The organism is Gemmatimonas sp. (assembly GCF_021298855.1).
GTDB lineage: Bacteria > Gemmatimonadota > Gemmatimonadetes > Gemmatimonadales > Gemmatimonadaceae > Gemmatimonas.
In genome coordinates this window covers 44,067-60,295 of record NZ_JAJTHI010000008.1, presented here as the reverse complement: position 1 = coordinate 60,295, position 16,229 = coordinate 44,067, and the positions used below count along the sequence as shown (strand labels likewise).

General features: G+C 69.4%; 14 protein-coding genes. 6 read left to right on the top strand and 8 right to left on the bottom strand.

All coding sequences use genetic code 11. The annotated features are described in order from the left end of the window. Positions 1-10: 10 nt before the first annotated feature. The 5 genes from LW840_RS03695 to LW840_RS03675 are packed head-to-tail and all read right to left on the bottom strand — an operon-like array spanning position 11 to position 3,942. Positions 11-361 carry a hypothetical protein gene (locus LW840_RS03695; RefSeq protein ID WP_291267413.1) on the bottom strand — a complete coding sequence of 117 codons (351 nt, stop codon included), beginning with the start codon at positions 359-361 and terminating at the stop codon, positions 11-13. Beyond that, on the bottom strand, positions 358-942 hold the full coding sequence (locus tag LW840_RS03690) for a hypothetical protein (protein ID WP_291267414.1): 585 nt from the start codon (positions 940-942) through the stop codon (positions 358-360). The genes LW840_RS03695 and LW840_RS03690 overlap by 4 nt, the downstream gene beginning before the upstream one ends. Next, positions 942-1,886, bottom strand: a complete 945-nt coding sequence (locus tag LW840_RS03685) for an ATP-binding protein (RefSeq protein WP_291267415.1) — start codon at positions 1,884-1,886, stop codon at positions 942-944. The genes LW840_RS03690 and LW840_RS03685 overlap by 1 nt, the downstream gene beginning before the upstream one ends. Continuing rightward, a complete protein-coding gene (locus tag LW840_RS03680; RefSeq protein ID WP_343213654.1) occupies positions 1,883-2,929 on the bottom strand; it encodes a hypothetical protein in 1,047 nt (348 codons plus the stop codon). Before LW840_RS03680 ends, LW840_RS03685 begins: the two co-directional genes overlap by 4 nt. Continuing rightward, entirely contained in the window at positions 2,926-3,942 is a 1,017-nt protein-coding gene (locus tag LW840_RS03675; RefSeq protein WP_291276427.1) for an ROK family protein, read from the bottom strand. Before LW840_RS03675 ends, LW840_RS03680 begins: the two co-directional genes overlap by 4 nt. 106 nt (positions 3,943-4,048) lie before the next feature. On the opposite strand from LW840_RS03675, the gene LW840_RS03670 reads away from it, so the two are divergent. Continuing rightward, positions 4,049-5,131: a serine hydrolase domain-containing protein gene (locus LW840_RS03670; RefSeq protein WP_291267416.1), complete on the top strand. Its 1,083-nt coding sequence runs from the start codon at positions 4,049-4,051 to the stop codon at positions 5,129-5,131. Here LW840_RS03670 and waaF read toward each other — a convergent pair. The 3 genes from waaF to LW840_RS03655 all read right to left on the bottom strand — a co-directional run bounded on the left by waaF (position 5,125) and on the right by LW840_RS03655 (position 9,018). Further along, the gene (gene waaF, locus LW840_RS03665) at positions 5,125-6,177 is read right to left on the bottom strand and encodes a lipopolysaccharide heptosyltransferase II (RefSeq protein ID WP_291276426.1); all 1,053 of its coding nucleotides are present in this window, start codon (positions 6,175-6,177) and stop codon (positions 5,125-5,127) included. The two genes, LW840_RS03670 and waaF, sit on opposite strands and share 7 nt — an antisense overlap. A gap of 4 nt (positions 6,178-6,181) precedes the next feature. Continuing rightward, positions 6,182-7,978 (bottom strand): translation elongation factor 4, encoded by a 1,797-nt coding sequence (gene lepA / locus LW840_RS03660; RefSeq protein ID WP_291276425.1) that lies wholly within the window; start codon positions 7,976-7,978, stop codon positions 6,182-6,184. 149 nt (positions 7,979-8,127) lie between these two features. Beyond that, positions 8,128-9,018 (bottom strand): hypothetical protein, encoded by an 891-nt coding sequence (locus tag LW840_RS03655; protein ID WP_291276424.1) that lies wholly within the window; start codon positions 9,016-9,018, stop codon positions 8,128-8,130. A 212-nt stretch (positions 9,019-9,230) separates the two neighbouring features. Between LW840_RS03655 and LW840_RS03650 the strand changes: the two genes are divergently transcribed. From LW840_RS03650 to mfd, 5 genes are all read left to right on the top strand, one after another. Further along, complete coding sequence (locus tag LW840_RS03650; RefSeq protein WP_291276423.1) at positions 9,231-10,139, top strand: DUF58 domain-containing protein; 909 nt, start codon at positions 9,231-9,233, stop codon at positions 10,137-10,139. Between the two features lie 106 nt (positions 10,140-10,245). After that, positions 10,246-10,464 carry an AbrB/MazE/SpoVT family DNA-binding domain-containing protein gene (locus LW840_RS03645; protein WP_291267515.1) on the top strand — a complete coding sequence of 73 codons (219 nt, stop codon included), beginning with the start codon at positions 10,246-10,248 and terminating at the stop codon, positions 10,462-10,464. Between the two features lie 30 nt (positions 10,465-10,494). Next, positions 10,495-10,896, top strand: a complete 402-nt coding sequence (locus LW840_RS03640; protein WP_291276421.1) for a type II toxin-antitoxin system VapC family toxin — start codon at positions 10,495-10,497, stop codon at positions 10,894-10,896. Positions 10,897-10,938: 42 nt separating this feature from the next. Continuing rightward, positions 10,939-12,849, top strand: a complete 1,911-nt coding sequence (locus tag LW840_RS03635) for a BatA domain-containing protein (protein WP_291267513.1) — start codon at positions 10,939-10,941, stop codon at positions 12,847-12,849. Between the two features lie 36 nt (positions 12,850-12,885). After that, positions 12,886-16,197, top strand: a complete 3,312-nt coding sequence (gene mfd, locus LW840_RS03630) for a transcription-repair coupling factor (protein ID WP_291276420.1) — start codon at positions 12,886-12,888, stop codon at positions 16,195-16,197. Positions 16,198-16,229: the final 32 nt, after the last annotated feature.

The window sequence follows — 16,229 nt, the reverse complement described above, 5'->3', positions numbered from 1 at the left end:
GAAGAGGGGATCAGGGACGAGGACGTGGGGCGCTGTCCACCCGGAGCACCCGGATGACTTCCGCCAGCGACGCGCCCACCACGTCCCGAAGCACGACGCCCCCGCGCGGGAGCGATTCATCGACCTCCAGGACGGCCAGCTCCGAGCAGCGGTCCGATACCACACGCACCAGATCGCCCGCGGTCACGAGGCGAATGAGCGCGTCATCGGGGCGCATGCGGACGAGGGGACCGCGGTCGGGATCGCCCATGCGGGTGGCAATGAACCCCACCACCTGCAGCGGGGGGGAGAACCCGCTGAACAGACCCCGCTTGCTCGCCCCGCCCACCGGGCCCCCGAGACGCTTCTTGTCGTCGCTCACTGTACTCCCTGTCCGTGGCCCGGCAACGTACCGGACGCGCCATGCACCACGCCTGGTACCGAATACCCCGTCTCGTGACGCATGACGAGGCGACGGCGGGCCAACCGCTCCAGCTGCCCTTCGGCGAACTCCGGTGCCACCCCCAACAATTGCGCGACGGTCGCGGAGAGCACCGGCCCGTGATCCCGCACGGTGAGCCAGTGATCGCGCTCGTCGTCGTCCACGTAACCGAACAGCTCCGCTTCGCCCTCGTGCCAGGAGACCAGCGCCAGGGCGTGCCGTTCGAGGACGGTTTCGATGGGATCGATGTGGCCTTCGTGAATGCCGCGGAAGGTGAGATACCCCGGTGGTCCGTCCTCGCTGGCATAGCGCAGCAGCAGCTTGGCCACGATTTCGTCGGCGCAGGAGAAATCGAGCAGGTTGACCTGCGAGAAGTCGATGGTGGTGACCACCGGCGCCCCGATCTCGGTGACCTGGCGCTCGATCGCCGATCGCACCGCCGCCCCGGTGGGGCGGGTGACGAGATTGGAATACAGGTCGCACACCGTGCCGCGCAGCACCATACCCACGTCGATGTGCATCAGAAGCGGCTCCGGCCGCGGGTTGCCGCCGCCGTGCTGCGGGCGCGGGCCGGCGCATCGGCCGAGCGCTCCGGGATGATGATCTGCATCTGGGACCCCGGAAAGAAGGGCAGCCCCTCGGTCATGGGCACATCCTCGTCCCACTCGGGAATGATCCCCAGGCGCGCCGTGCCGCTGCGCACGGTGAGTTTGCCGTGCCAGCGCCCGACGAAGCGCCGGATCCCCGCGAGTCCCTGGCCACGACCGGCATCGCCGTGCCGAAAGCGCGACACGGCGCGCAGCACCGCATCCTCGAGGGCCATGGCGTCATCCCAGCGATCCTTGTGACGATGACCGGGCGAACTTTCGAGCGACGTGCGGAAGCCCACGCCGGCATCGCACACGGCGATCTGCACCACCCGACGGCCCAGGCGCTGCTTGTAATTGTAGGTCTGCACCGCCACCCACCCGCCCACGCCGGCATGTTCGACGATGTTCTGGCACGACTCACTCAGCGTCATGCCGAAGGCGCCGGTCACCGCGGTGTCGAGGTTGAGCTGGCCGTGCAGAATGTCAGCGGCCTTCTGCTGGATGCGTCCCACCACGCCGTGCACATCGTCGCTCTTCGCGATGGGCGTGATTTCCAGCAGCACCTCGCTTTCGTGCGCCTCGCGGGCGCGCGGCACGGCGCCGTGCAGTTCGTACAACTCGGCCGCATGGCGGAAGAAGCCGGCGCGCGACCAGTAGCGCACCGTGTCGGGGTGCTCGGGCACCGCGAAGCCGATGGGCTCGGGGCGGGCTTGAGGCACGCACAACAGGGCGGTCAGCCCATACGGCGAGGCCCAACGCGCGTGCCGCGCGTCGAGCAGGATCTTCGATCCGTCGGGGGCGGCGGCGAGCTGCTCGATGACCTGCTCGAACGAGTGTTCGTCGAGCGAGGGCGGCACGCTGATGACGATCGTCACGTGGTGCTGAGCTCTCCGCGGAGATGATTCGCGAGACCATTGGCCCCACGATGTTCGACGTTGCGCGACGCAGCCCGATTCGCCGCCGCGATGGCCTCCGTCAACTTATCACCGGCGAGGAGTCGTGAGAAATGGGTGGCGCCCCACACATCGCCGCATCCCGTGGGATCTCCGGGGCCGTCCACGCGCGGCGCGACGCCGGGCACGAGTGCCGTGCGCACGGCGCCAAGCGCCCCAGCGCCACCCCGTGGTGATGTGGACAGCGCAACGTTGTGACCTCGGCGCGGTGGCAGATCCTGCAGGCGTTCAATGCCCGGCGCCGCAAAGTACGCCGCGCCGCGCTTGCCGAGGGTAACGCCGAGGATGGAGACCCCGGCCGCCATCGCGGTGGCCGCGAGCGCCATGGAATCGGGGGCCATCAGGCGCATCTCGTCCTCGTTCACCTGCAGCACGTCGAAGCAGCTGCACCACTCCGCGACATTGGGAAGCGGGCGCGGCGTGCGCAGGCCGTCGGCCTGGACCGCCATGACGAGCATGTGCAGGTCGCAGTAGATGGGGCCGGTGAAGTGGGCGCGGATGAGTTGCGCCGTTTCGAGGTCGAGCTCCCACCCGCTGAGCAGGTTGATGTAGAGCGCATCGAGCCGCGCCGCGTCCAGCACCGGCTTGAGCCCCAGCCAGGTCCATCCGGGGACGCCACCGGTGAGATGTTCGGTGCGCCGTTCGTCGTCGAGGTAGCGCAGCTCGACGCGGTTGTTGGGGTACGGCACACCAATGAGCGCGGCGTCGGGGGCCATGCGACGCAGCCCCCGGATGTACAGCTGCGCCCGTTCCACCAGATCGTCACCCACCATGGCGAGTGGCACGATCTCCCAGTCATCGGGCAGTGCCGCGTCGAGCGCCGACAGCGAGTACGTAATGCCCCCCCACTCCTCCATCGGTACGCTGCGCCGGTCGCGTCCATGCAGCACATCCCACACGAAGGAGCCGATCACCCCCACGCGTTTGCGTGGCGCGCCGGTACCGGCCGTGGCTGACATCGTCACGCCGGCGGCTGGCCGGTGGTCTGCGAGATGAACGAGGCCACGGCACCCACCACGCCGGCGGTCCCCGGCAGCGTGCCGGGCACGATACGGCAGCTGTCGGAGACACTCTTGAAGGCGCGGCGGCGGACTTCGGTGCGCAACGGGCCGAAGAGCGCTTCCCCCGCCTGCGTCACGCCACCGGCGATCACGACCACGTCGGGATTGAAGACGTTGAGCAGATTCGCAATGCCGGCACCCAGATACTTCGCCGTGTCCCGCACGATTTCCAGCGCCAGCGCGTCACCCTGACCCGCAGCCTGATAAACGACCGCCGCCGTGATGCGACTGACATCACCGTCGACGAGCGACGGCAAGACCGACGATTCATTGTTGTGCAGCGCCTCGCGCGCCCGCTCGGCGATGGCGCTGCCGGAGGCGTACGCCTCGAGGCAGCCGTAGTTGCCGCAGCCGCAGCGACGTCCGTTGAGGTCGATGGTGATGTGCCCGATCTCTCCGGCGGCGTCGCTCGAGCCGTGGTACACATGCCGGTCCACGATGATGCCCCCGCCCACGCCCGTCCCGATCGTGACGCCCACCACGTTGGTCCCCCCGCGTGCCGCGCCCAGCCACCACTCCCCGTAGGTGGCGCAATTCGCGTCGTTGTCGATGCGCACCGGCAACCCCGTGAGCGCAGCCATGCGCTCGATGAGGGGGAAGTCGTACCACTTGAGGTTGGGGGCGGCGAGCACCAGACCACGCTTGCGGTCCACGGTGCCGGGGGCGCCGATGCCCACGCCCAACACTGCCCCCCGCGGTACCCCCGCCTCGCGCGTCGTGACGTCGATGGTGGTGTTCACCATACGCGCCATGCGGGCCACCACGGCGTCCGCCCCCTCCTGCGCGTGGGTCGGTTCGCTCTGGGCGCCGAAGAGCCGCGAGCCATCGAGCGACATGGACGACACGACAATGTTGGTGCCGCCAAGATCGACACCAACGATGAACTGCGACGCGGGGGAGAGGGACGGTGAGGACATGGTCGGAAACATAACGTCCCACGGGGCGCGGTTAACACGCCGGGCGCTGGCGCGTCCATGGGGTATGCCCTTGATCTCTCGTCTCTGCCGACTTCTCGTGCCGGGAATGCTGATGGCCTGCGGCGGCGGCCCTACCGCGCCAGCGCCGACGCCGGCGGCACCATCACCGTCACCGTTGCCGGCACCGCCGGCCGATGTGCGGGCCTTGCCCTTCGTGCACCCCGCGCCCGGGGCGGAGTGGCCCACCGTGAGTGCCGGCGCCCTGGGCTGGGACACCACGGCACTGCGCGCCGCCCTCGACTGGGCCGGTACGCAACGCTCCACCGCCGTGGTCATCACCTGGCGCGGGCGTCTGGTGGCAGAGCGGTACTGGCGCGGATGGACCGGGGAGACGGACAGCATCATCGCCTCCGCCGGCAAGAGCGTGCTCGCCACGCTGATCGGGCAGCTGCAGGCGGAAGGGCGCCTCTCGCTCGAGGCCCCGGCCAGCCAGTATCTGGGCGCCGGATGGTCGCGCAGCCCCGGCACCGAGGGGCGCATTACCGTGCGGCACCTGCTGCAGATGTCCTCCGGGCTCGATGACTCCCTGCGCACGGTCGTCGCACCGGGCACGCGGTTCTACTACAACAACCCGGCCTACTACCAGCTCTTTGCGGTGGTCACGCGCGCCGCAGGACAGGACATCACCACGGCCTCGCGCACGCGGCTGTTCGATCGCATCGGCATGTCGTGCACCTGGCGATTCAACGTGGACACCGGAGAACCGGGCTTCGTCCTCAGCTGCAGCGCCCGGGACATGGCGCGCTTCGGTCTGCTCACGCTGTCCCGCGGCGCATGGGGCACCACGCGCGTCGTCACCGATACGTCGTGGGTGACGCAGATGTGGCGCCCGGCGCCGCATGACAATCCTGCCTACGGCATGCTCTGGTGGCTCAACGGCAGCGACCGTCACCGCCTTCCCGGGCCCTCTGTGCTGCCCACCCTCAGCGGCCCGCTGGTCCCGGCGGCGCCCCGTGACCTGGTGGCGGCGCTGGGCAAGGGCGACAAGAAGATCTACGTAGTCCCCAGCCTCGACCTCGTGGTGGTGCGCCACGGCGACGAGGCCGCTGTCGGCGGCGGCAACCCGCTGGCGTCGAGTACCTTCGATGAGCAGTTCTGGCAGCGGTTGCGTCAGGCGATCCGCTACTGAGCCGCCGCCGCGCGCTCCGCCGCCGCGCGCTCCGCCGCCGCGCACACGGCTGCCGGCGAGAGATCGCGCATGCAGCGCCAATGCCCAAGGGGGCAGTGCATGGGGCCGTGCGCATGGCAGGGGCGGCAGGGAAGAGTGTCGTGTTGCACCACGATCTGCCGCTCCGCCAGTGGCCCGAAGCCGAGTGCGGGGACCGTGGGGCCGAAGAGCGCCACCGTGGGGGTGTTCATGGCGCTGGCGAGGTGGAGGGGCGCCGAGTCGTTGGTCACGAGCACGCGGCAGCGGGCCAGCAGCGCCGCTGACCCGAGCAGCGACAGGCGCCCCGTGGCATCGATGATGGGCGGTGCCCCCACGGTGCGTGCGGCCGCGTCAATGGCGGCGGCGAGCGGCGCATCGCTCGCGGCGCCCAACACCACCAGGCGCGCGTTGGGCAGTGTCGCGGAGCGCACCAGCGCCGCAGCGAGGGCGTCGAACGACGGCCAGCGCTTGGTCGCCCACACGCTGCCGGGGGCGAGGGCCACCAGCGGGTCACCGTCGTGCACCTGGTGCGCGGCCAGCAGCGCCGCTACCGCGGCCTGTTCGCGCTCCCCCGGAAACAGCGAGGGGCGAAGTGGCGGAGGGACCGTGGCGTCACCGGGCGCATTGGCCAGCTGCCACAGGCGCGCGGCGTGATGCAGCGACGGCTCGAACGGAACCCGCCGCGTGCTGAACAGGCGCCCACCGCTGGTGTCGAACCCGATCCGTTCCGGGATCCGTGCCAGAAAGGCCAGCGCGGCGGTACGGCTCGACCCCTGCGCGAGATAGGCGCGCTGCGCCCCGACCGCACGCAACTGCCGCGCCACACGGCGCAAACCGCCCAGCCCGCGATCCGCGCCGCGCTTGTCGAACACGATGACGCTGGCCACGGCGGGATGGTTGCTCAGCAGCGCCGCATTGGCCGGCGTGGCCACCACATGCACACGGCCCTCACCAGCCAGCCGCTCGAGGAGCGGGGTGGTGAGGACCATGTCGCCGAGAAAGCTGGTTTGCAGGACCGCCGAGATCACGTGGTCAGTCGACCTGGAGCACCGCCAGGAAGGCCTCCTGCGGAATCTCCACGCTGCCCACCTGCTTCATGCGCTTCTTGCCTTCCTTCTGCTTCTCCAGAAGCTTGCGCTTGCGGGAGATGTCGCCGCCGTAGCACTTGGCCAGCACGTCCTTGCGAAGCGGCTTCACGGTCTCGCGCGCAATGACCTTCTGGCCGATGGTGGCCTGAATGGCCACTTCGAAGAGCTGGCGCGGAATGAGCTCCTTGAGCTTCTCCGCCACCTTGCGCCCCCACTCGTACGCCTTGTCCTTGTGCACGATCACGGAGAACGCGTCGATGGCGTCGCCGTTGATGAGCATGTCGAGGCGCACCAGATCGCTCGAGCGGTACTCGAGCATCTCGTAGTCGAGGGAGGCATACCCGCGGCTCACTGTCTTCATCTTGTCGAAGAAGTCGAGGATGATTTCGCCGAGCGGGAACTCCCAGTCCAGCTCCACGCGCACGGTGTCGAGGAAGCGCGTGTTCTTGTAGATGCCGCGCCGTTCCATGCCGAGCGTCATGATGGGCCCGATGTACTCGGCGGGGCACATGATGCGCGCGCGCACGTACGGTTCCTGCACGTCGTCGATCACGACGGCCGGCGGCATGAGTGCCGGGTTCTCGACCAGCAACTCCGTGCCGTCCGTCTTGGTGACGTGGTACTCCACGCTCGGCACCGTGGTAACGAGATCGAGGTCGTACTCCCGTTCGAGCCGCTCCTGCACGATCTCCATGTGCAGCAGCCCGAGGAACCCGCAGCGGAAGCCGAAGCCAAGTGCCGTGGATGTTTCCGGCTCGTACTGCAGCGACGCGTCGTTGAGCTTCATCTTCTCGAGCGCGTCGCGCAGTGTTTCGTACTGCGTGGTGTCGGTGGGGTAGATGCCCGCGAACACGAACGACTTGACTTCCTGATAGCCCGGCAGCGCTTCGGCGGCACGGTTGTCCTTGTCGAAGATCGTGTCGCCGGCCCGCGTCTCGCGTACCGATCGCACGGCGGCGAGCACGTACCCGACCTCGCCGGCGCGCAGCACGTCGGTGGGCACCTGGCGCAGCTGCAGATACCCCACTTCGGCCACTTCGTACACGTTGTCGGACACGCCGAAGGTGATCTTCATGCCCTTGCGGATCTCGCCGTCCACCACGCGGATGCTGGGAATGGCGCCCCGGTACTTGTCGTAGTACGAATCGAAGATGAGCGCGCGCAGCGGGCCGTCCAGCTCACCCGTGGGCGGCGGCACGCGCCGCACGATTTCCTCGAGCAGTTCGGGCACGCCCGTGCCTTCCTTGCCGCTCACGCAGAGCACGTCTTCGGGCAGGCACCCGATGAGGTCCACCACTTCCTGCCGACGGCGCTCCGGCTCGGCGCCGGGGAGGTCGATCTTGTTGAGCACGGGGATGATTTCGAGCCCCGCGTCCATGGCCAGGAAGAGATTGGACAGCGTCTGCGCCTGAATGCCCTGCGACGCGTCCACCACGAGAATGGCGCCCTCACAGGCGGCCAGCGACCGCGACACCTCGTACGTGAAGTCCACGTGGCCGGGGGTGTCGATGAGGTTGAGCTCGTAGTTCTGACCGTCGCCCGCGGTGTAGCTCATGCGGACGGCGTTCAACTTGATGGTGATGCCGCGTTCACGCTCGAGGTCGAGCGTGTCGAGCACCTGCGACTTCATTTCCCGCTTCTGCAGGGTGCCGGTTTTTTCGATGAGGCGGTCCGCCAGCGTGGACTTGCCGTGATCGATGTGCGCGACGATGCAGAAATTGCGGATGTGGCTGAGATGCAACGGGGCCGTCCTCTGAAGTACCGAAACTGGGATAACCTTTCAACATAGCAGGGCCGGGAACCGTGCCCAAGGCTGAACGCAAAAGGCCGGCTCCCGTCGTCACGATGGGGAGCCGGCCTTCCTGGTTCGCGTGCGCGTCCGCCTTGGCGTCAGCGGGGGGGCTTGGGCGCGGGCGGGTTGACCACCGGCCCCGGCGCCATGTGCGCCGGTATCGCTTCCACCGGCTTGTCCGAGACCGGGGGCATCTTCAGTTCTGCCGCAGCCGGCATGTTCGCGGGCACGGGCCGCCGGGGCGTACCGGGAGTCGGCATCGGAAAGAGCGCCATGCGAGCGTCAATGCAGGCGCTCCCCACGGACCGAGCCGGGATGATCTTGAAGGACTGCCCGGAGATCAGCTTTCCGGCACCCCAGTTGAAGTCCGGGTAACCGACGATGCCGAGCGCGCCGGTATAGGACACATTGCCGCTTGGTACCGAGCTCGCGGCCCCGTTCCCGCAACTCTCGACGAACGTAAAGGCATTGGCCTGAGCGGACAGCAACACGGGGGACGCCGCCTCGGCCACGGTGACGCTCACGACCGCTGCCTCGTCGAACAGTTCCCGTCCCAGCACACCGATCACTTCCTGCACCGACGTGACGGCCGTGTCCAGCACCATGTCGGGCGCCCAGCGGTTCTGCTGCACGAACGCGTCGAGATTGGGCTTCGCGCTGGACGCGAAAGCCAGGATGAGGGGACGCGAGCCATACGTCGTCAAATGGGCGAGTTCGTCGGCCTGGAGCGAACGCACCGGGAGTCGCTTGCCCCTGCGGACCGACGACGCCCGCGTGGGGGCGACTGGCGACAGCACCTGCACCGCCGTCTGCCGCGGACCGCGGGTGACCGCCACAACGACCGTGTGTGCATCCTGATCGGCGACCAGCGTCATCCCCGGCCACTTCTCCACCGCCCGGACCGGCGTGACTTTCGTCACGCTCACCGACGGCGCCTGGGCGCCAAGAGGCGCGAGGGCCAGCGCGGGAAGGATCACCGCCACTGCCATGCGAAATCTCGTCAATCGGAACACGTGCCCTCCCTGAAGGCTCTTTGTCGCCGAACTGCTTCGCTGCCCACTTCGTGAAATAAGACTCACGTCGCAGAAGGCCGCAACCCGACGGTAGTCGGCGCCGTGCCTGTCCCCAAGCCAACGCGGCCCGTGCCGGCGCCCGCGCGTGGCCGAAGAACGAAATGCCTGCCATTGGCGTACGTTGTGGCATGTCCCAGCCCCGCGCCGACCAACTCGATCCCGCCGTCCTCGCCGCACTCGGCCACCTCGAGCTCGTCGCCCGCTGGGTGGTGGACGGCTTCATTACCGGGCTCCACCGGTCGCCGCGCAAGGGGTTCAGCGTAGAGTTCGCCGAGCATCGCCCGTACATGCCGGGCGACGACCTGCGCTACCTCGACTGGCGCATCGCCGGCCGGGCCGACCGCTGGGTGGTCAAGCAGTTCGAGGAAGAGACCAACGCCCGCGCCATGCTCGTACTCGACGTGAGCGCCTCCATGCAGTGGACCGGGGACCCGTCGCGCCTGTCCAAGCTGGCCTACGCGGAGCGGCTGGCCAGCGCCATGGCGCTGCTGCTGCTGCGTCAGCGGGACGCCGTGGGGCTGGTGCGCTTCGACGCGGGGCTGCGTGATGTCGTACCCCCGCGCTCGCAGCGCGGGCAATGGCGTCGGCTGGTGGCGGCCTTTGGTGAACCCGGCGGCGGAACGGCGTCCAATGTGAGCGACGCCCTTGCCGCGGCCGGCAAGCTGGTGCGCCGCCCGGGGTTCGTGGTGCTGCTCTCCGATCTGCTCACCGACCCCGCGCCCGCGGCCGATGCCGCGCGTACGTTGCGCGCCCGCGGCCACGAGGTGCTGGTGCTGCACGTCATGGACCCCGCCGAGCGCGACTTCCCCGAGAGCGGCGAGGCGCGCTATCGCGATCCCGAAAGCGGCCACGAAGTGCCGGCCAGCCCGGGCGACGTGCGCACCACCTACCGCACCACCGTACAGGAAGCGCTCGCCGACTGGAAGGCGGCGCTCGGCCGGGCCGGTGCCCGCTACGCGCTGGCCTACACGGACGAGCCATTCGGGCGGGCGCTGCGCCATCTGGTGGGGGTGAACGGGCGCGGGGCGATGGTGTGAGCCGTGCCCCAGGCGCCGCGCCGCGGCGTGGTGGTGTGCCGCCGGATGGATCGATGTATTCTTCTGTTGTACGATTTCGCGATCGATCGCCTTCGCCGGAGACACCATGGACATCGTGACCATTTCGCCGAAGTTCCAAGTGGTGATTCCGCGCGCGGTGCGGGAACGCCTCAAGCTCGAGCCGGGCCAACAGGTCCAGGCCATCGCCTACGACGATCGGGTGGAGTTCATCCCGTTGCGCCCTGCACGCGCCCTGCGCGGCTTCCTCAAGGGTCTCGATACCACCATCGCTCGCGATGGCGGGCGTGGCGCCGATCGTGTCTGATAGGCACGTTGGCCCGGTCGGGGCTGCGGCGTGGTGAAGCGCGCGCGACTCAACGTCGTCGATTCCTCCGCCTGGCTGGCCTACTTCGCCGATGAGCCGACGGCGGCCGTGTTCGCACCTCCCATTGAGCACACCGAGCATCTCGTCGTGCCCGCGATCTGTCTCACCGAGGTGTTCAAGGTGGTGGCCCGGCAGCGTGGCGAAGGAGACGCCTTGCAGGTCACGGCCGTCATGCAGCAGGGGCAGGTCGTGGCGCTGGACGAAAGTCTTGCCCTCACGGCGGCCAAGCTCGGGCGGCAGTACAACCTGCCGCTTGCCGACAGCATCGTCTACGCCACCGCGAAGATGGTTGGCGGTGTGGTGTGGACGCAGGACGACGACTTTACGGACTTGCCCGACGTGCTCTTCCACCCCAAGCAACGCACCCGCTGATGGCGCACCCGCTGATGGCGCACCCCTGATGGCGTTCTGCTGATGGCGTTCCTTGCCCCCGCCTTCCTCGCCCTCGGCCTGCTGGCCGGTGTGCCGCTGCTGGTGCACCTGCTGCGCCGCCGCGTCGGGCGTGTCATTGATTTCCCCGCCGTGCGCTATCTCGAGCGCATGGAGCAGGAACACAGCCGCGATCTCAAGCTGCGCAACCGGCTGCTGCTGCTGCTCCGGCTGCTTGCAGTGCTGGCGTTGGCGTTGGCGGCGGCGCGCCCCATCGCGCGCCTGCTGGGTGTGGGGCACGCGCCCATGGCCGTGGCCATCGTCGTGGACAATTCGCTGAGCACCGGCGTGGTCCAGAACGGACAGGTGCGCTTCGACAGCCTGCGAACCGACGCACGGCGCCTGGTGGATGAACTCACGGCTGACGATCGGGCGTGGATCGTGACGGCCGACGGCCGGGTCATTGGTGGTGGGCCGGAGGCGCTGCGCGCCGGGCTCGACGCGCTGCAACCGGTGGGAGGGCGCGGCGACCTGGCCGCCGCCACTCGCCGCGCCGTGGGACTGGCGCGCAGCGGGATGCCCCGCACCCCGGTGGTGGCCATCGTCAGCGACGGCCAGCGCAGTTCGTTTCGCAGCGACTCGGTCGTACAAAGCGACGAGGTCCCGGTGGTCACGCTGCTGCGCGGCGGCCCCCTGCCGCGCAATCGCGCCGTGCTGCAGGCCACGCCGGAACCGGTACGCTGGACGCCCGGTGGTACGGTCACGCTGGCCGTCACCTCCCCCGATGCGGCCGCGTGGCGCCTGACACTCGATGGCCGCACCGTGGCGCGTGGCACGGTGCCGCCCGCCACCCTCGACGCGCCGGCGCGCGTTACGCAGCGTCTCGCCAGCACCAGCAGCGGCTGGGTGCGCGGCAGCGTGGAGTTGGACGCCGACGCGTTGCGCGCCGACGACACGCGGTGGTTTGCCGTGCGCGTCGCGCCGCCACCCACGGTGAACGTGCGCGGTGAGGGTGGCCTGTTTCTGGGCGCCGCGCTGGGCACCCTCGTGGACGAAGGGCGGCTGGCCCGTGCGCGTGCCGGGGAATCGCGTGCCGTGACCGTATCGGGGGCCGACGCCCCCGGTACCCGGTTGCCGGTGCTGCTCACGGCACCACGCGACCCCATTGGGGTGGGGGAGGCCAATCGCCAGCTCGAACGCCTCGGCATCCCGTGGCGCTTTGGCGCCATTGCCCGCTCACAGGTGCTGGCCCGCGTGCCGGCGCGCGGCGGCGCCGCGGACACCAGTTCCATCTCGGCCCGTGCCTTCGACGGCACCCCGGTGCGTACCCGGTATCCCCTGCAGTACTCCCCGGGAAGCGGGGCGGCGGCGCCGACCAGTGCCCCCGATACCATCGCCACGGCCGGCGGCGCGCCGTGGGTGGTGGCTGGCGAGGGGTACGTGCTGCTCGGCTCGCCGGTGGACCCCGAGGCCACTGACCTGCCGCTCGACGCGGCGTTCGTGCCCTGGCTGCTGGAGGCGCTGGCGAGGCGGTTGGGCGACGACGGGCGCCTTATCGAGGCCAGCCCCGGTCAGGTGGTGAGCGGCCTGCGCGACATCTCCGGTCTCGAGGCCCCCGACGGCACCGTGTCGCCGTTGGCGTCCGATCGGCTCACGGTCCCCGCGCAGGCCGGGGTCTATTTCCTGCGCCGGCAGGAGGCGAGGGCGGGGGCCCTGGTGGTGAACGGGGAGCCGTCGGAATCGGAGTTCGCCGCCGCCTCCGGCACCAGCGCCAACACCAATGCCGACGCCACGGTGGCGGGACTCGTGGTTGGTCGGGACGTGGTGGCTGCCACCGATGCAACCCAGTGGCAGGACGCCGTGTTCTCCCGGGCAGCGGGGCAGGCCCTGCTGTTACCCCTCGTGGCGCTGGCCTTGGCCGCGCTGTTGGCGGAAGCCTATGTGAGTGGTCGTTAGGTTTCCGGCTTCCTGTTCTCTTGCTCCAGGTTGTAGATGGCACTTCCACGTCTGCTTGACGCGGTCGCCGGGCTCTCCGCCTTCGACCGTGTGCTCAAGACCCTCCCCGGTCCGGGTGGGTCTCTTCGTATTGGCGGCCTCGCAGGGTCCGCCGATGCGGTGCTGGTGGCCGCGCTCGCGCGCGCGCTGCCGCAGCGGCTGGTCGTGGTCATCACCGACCAGCTGGGTGACGCCGAACGGTGGCTCGCCGACCTGCAGGCGCTGGTCGACGATGTGCCGGTGGCGCTCTACCCGCCGCGCGAAGGATTCGGGGAAGTGGAGCCGCACGCCGAAGTGGCCGGCGAACGGGTGGAAACGCTCGAGAAGCTGGGGCGCAGCGGTGTGCGCGTGCTGCTCACCACGTCGCGGGCGGTGCTCGAAAAGACCGCGCTCCCCAGGGCGCTCTCCGGGGCTCGGCTCGAACTGCGCAAGGGGGATGTGCGGCGCCCCGAGGAGCTGGCGGCGCACCTGGAGGGTATCGGCTTCGAGCGCGTGCCCATGGTCGAAGACGTGGCGCAGTTCAGTGTGCGCGGCGGCATCTTCGACATCTATTCGTTCGGCATGGCGGAGCCGGTGCGCCTCGAGTTCTGGGGCGATGACATCATCGAGCTGCGCCACTTCGACCTCAACACGCAGCGCAGCACGCGCGACGCCGCGGTGGCGCTCGTGCTGCCCGTGGACGGTCGCGTGCAGCTGGGCGACGACCGCGGGGAGCGCGTCACGCTCCCCGAGCTCTGGCCCGCCGATTCGCTGGTGATCATGCCGAGCGGCAGCAGCGTGCTGCCCGAACTCGTGCGCACCTGGGAGGAAGCGTCGCATCATATCGAGCTCGCCCTGCGCCGCGGTGAGGAGTACACGCACCGCGACCGGCTCTTCGTGGAGCCGCCCAAGATGGCGAGCACCCTCGCGCGCTTCGGCACGGTGCGCTTCAACCCGCCGCCGCAGCGCGCCGTCAGCACCAATGCCGCCGACCATGTGCCGGTGGGGCCGGAGCCCGACGTGGTGTTCCCCATTCGGCATCCGGAAACGATCTCCCGCGACCTGCGCGTGCTGCGCCGCCTGCAGCGGGACGGGCTGCATACGGTCATCCTGTGCGACAACGCCGGCCAGGCCGAGCGCCTCGAGGAACTGCTCGGCGAAGACGGGCCCGTGGCCGCGTCGCTCGCCATCGGCGTGCTGGGGGGCGGCTTCGTCGTGCCCAACGTGGTGCGGGTGCTCACCGACCACGAGATCTTCCGCCGCGAACGCCGCCTCCGGCGCGCGCGCCGCTACAGCACCGGCGCGTCGCTCGAGTCGCTGGGGGCGCTCAAGCCGGGCGATTACGTGGTGCACCTCGAGCACGGCATCGGCATCTATCGCGGCATCGAACAGGTGTTCGTGCGCGAGGCCACCATCGAAAGTGCCGTCATCGAGTACGAAGGGGGCGACCGGCTGAACGTGCCGCTGTACCGCATCGATCAGATCGAGCGGTATCGCAGCGCCAGCGATGTGAGCGACGACGCGCCCCCGCCGCGCTTGCACAAGCTGGGGGGCAACAAGTGGAAGGCGCAGCGCGACAAGACGCGCATGGCCATCCTGGAAATGACGCAGGAGCTGCTGCACCTCTATGCGCGCCGCAAGGTCACCACGCGGCCGCCGCACGGCGCCGACGGGGCGTGGCAGCGCCAGCTGGCGAGCAGCTTCCTCTTCGAGGATACCCCCGACCAGCGCAAGGCCACCGAAGACGTGAAGCGGGACCTCGAAGGCGAGCGCCCCATGGATCGCCTGCTCGTGGGCGACGTGGGGTACGGCAAGACCGAAATCGCCATTCGTGCCGCCTTCAAGGCGGTGCAGAGCGGACGGCAGGTGGCGGTGCTGGTGCCCACGACCATTCTGGCCGAACAGCATGCGCGCAGCTTCGGCGATCGGCTGGCCGACTTCCCGGTCACGGTGGAAGTCATGAGCCGCTTCCAGACCGCGGGGCAGCAGGCGGTGGTGGTGGAGAAGCTCAAGAAGAAGCAGATCGACATCATCATCGGCACGCACCGGCTGCTGAGCCCCGATGTGTCGTTCGCCGAGCTTGGCCTCATCATCGTTGACGAGGAGCACCGTTTCGGCGTGAAGCACAAGGAGCGGCTCAAGCAGCTCAAGCTCAGCACCGACGTGCTCACGCTCACGGCCACCCCCATTCCGCGCACGCTGCACCAGTCGCTGGCGGGGCTGCGCGACCTCACGCTCATGCAGACGGCGCCGCGCGACCGCTCGCCGGTGCTCACCTTCGTGGAGCCGTTCGACGACGCGCTCATCGAGGAGGCGGTCAGCCGTGAGCTCGACCGCGGCGGGCAGGTGTTCTTCGTGCACAACCGCATCGAGACCATCGAGGCGATCGCCGACCACCTGCGCCGCATCGTGCCGCGTGCCCGCGTGGGGGTGGGGCACGGGCAGATGAAGGAGCGCGACCTCGAGAAGATCATGCGGCAGTTCGTGGAGGGGGAGCTCGATATCCTCGTCTCCACGCTCATCGTGGAGAGCGGCCTCGACGTACCCAATGCCAACACGATGTTCGTGAACCGGGCCGACCATCTGGGGCTGGCGCAGCTGTACCAGCTGCGTGGTCGCGTGGGCCGGTCGCACCGGCGTGCCTACTGTTACCTGCTCGTCCCCGACCGGGTGGACGAAGACGCCGAGCGCCGTCTGGCGGTGCTGGAGCACCATACCGAACTGGGCGCCGGCTACCGGGTGGCCCTCAAGGACCTCGAGCTGCGTGGCGCCGGCAACCTGCTGGGCCCCGAGCAGTCCGGGTTCGTGCACTCGGTGGGGTTCGACCTGTACCTGCGCCTGCTCGACGAAACGGTGCGGCAGCTGTCCAACGACGGGTCGCAGAAGGCGTGGATCCCGGCCGACGTGACCCTCGACTTCCCGAGCTTCCTCCCCGACGACTATATCGCGTCGCCGGAGGCCAAGCTGGATGTCTACCGCCGCCTCACGGCGCTGCGGGATGCCAGCGCCATCGAGGCGCTGCGGCAGGAGGTGCGTGACCGGTTCGGGGCGCTGCCGGCCCCCGCCGAGGCGCTCTTCGGCAGTGCCATGCTGCGGGTGATCGGGGCCGCCCTGGGGGTGGAGGGGGTGCTTGTGCGCGCTTCCGAGGCGCGTATTACTTTCAGGGCTGACGCAGTTCCGCGCCTGAAGGGGCTGTCTGCGGCGTTCCACGGGGTACAATTCCAGGTGGATGTCCGCCGTGCGCAGCCGTTGGCTCTCAAGCTCACCCGCCTGGGGGGCGCCGAGATGCTCGACGGGCTGGTCCGCGCCCTCAAGGCCCTCGTTCCCTGACCTTCGTCTCCGCTACCGGAGTCCGACCTGAT

Coding starts and splice junctions, on each gene's coding strand:
- LW840_RS03690 (WP_291267414.1), bottom strand. CDS start 942: ATGCACATCGACGTGGGTATGGTGCTGCGCGGCACGGTGTGCGACCTG.
- LW840_RS03675 (WP_291276427.1), bottom strand. CDS start 3,942: ATGTCCTCACCGTCCCTCTCCCCCGCGTCGCAGTTCATCGTTGGTGTC.
- LW840_RS03670 (WP_291267416.1), top strand. CDS start 4,049: ATGCTGATGGCCTGCGGCGGCGGCCCTACCGCGCCAGCGCCGACGCCG.
- LW840_RS03655 (WP_291276424.1), bottom strand. CDS start 9,018: ATGGCAGTGGCGGTGATCCTTCCCGCGCTGGCCCTCGCGCCTCTTGGC.
- LW840_RS03650 (WP_291276423.1), top strand. CDS start 9,231: ATGTCCCAGCCCCGCGCCGACCAACTCGATCCCGCCGTCCTCGCCGCA.
- LW840_RS03645 (WP_291267515.1), top strand. CDS start 10,246: ATGGACATCGTGACCATTTCGCCGAAGTTCCAAGTGGTGATTCCGCGC.
- LW840_RS03635 (WP_291267513.1), top strand. CDS start 10,939: ATGGCGTTCCTTGCCCCCGCCTTCCTCGCCCTCGGCCTGCTGGCCGGT.
- mfd (WP_291276420.1), top strand. CDS start 12,886: ATGGCACTTCCACGTCTGCTTGACGCGGTCGCCGGGCTCTCCGCCTTC.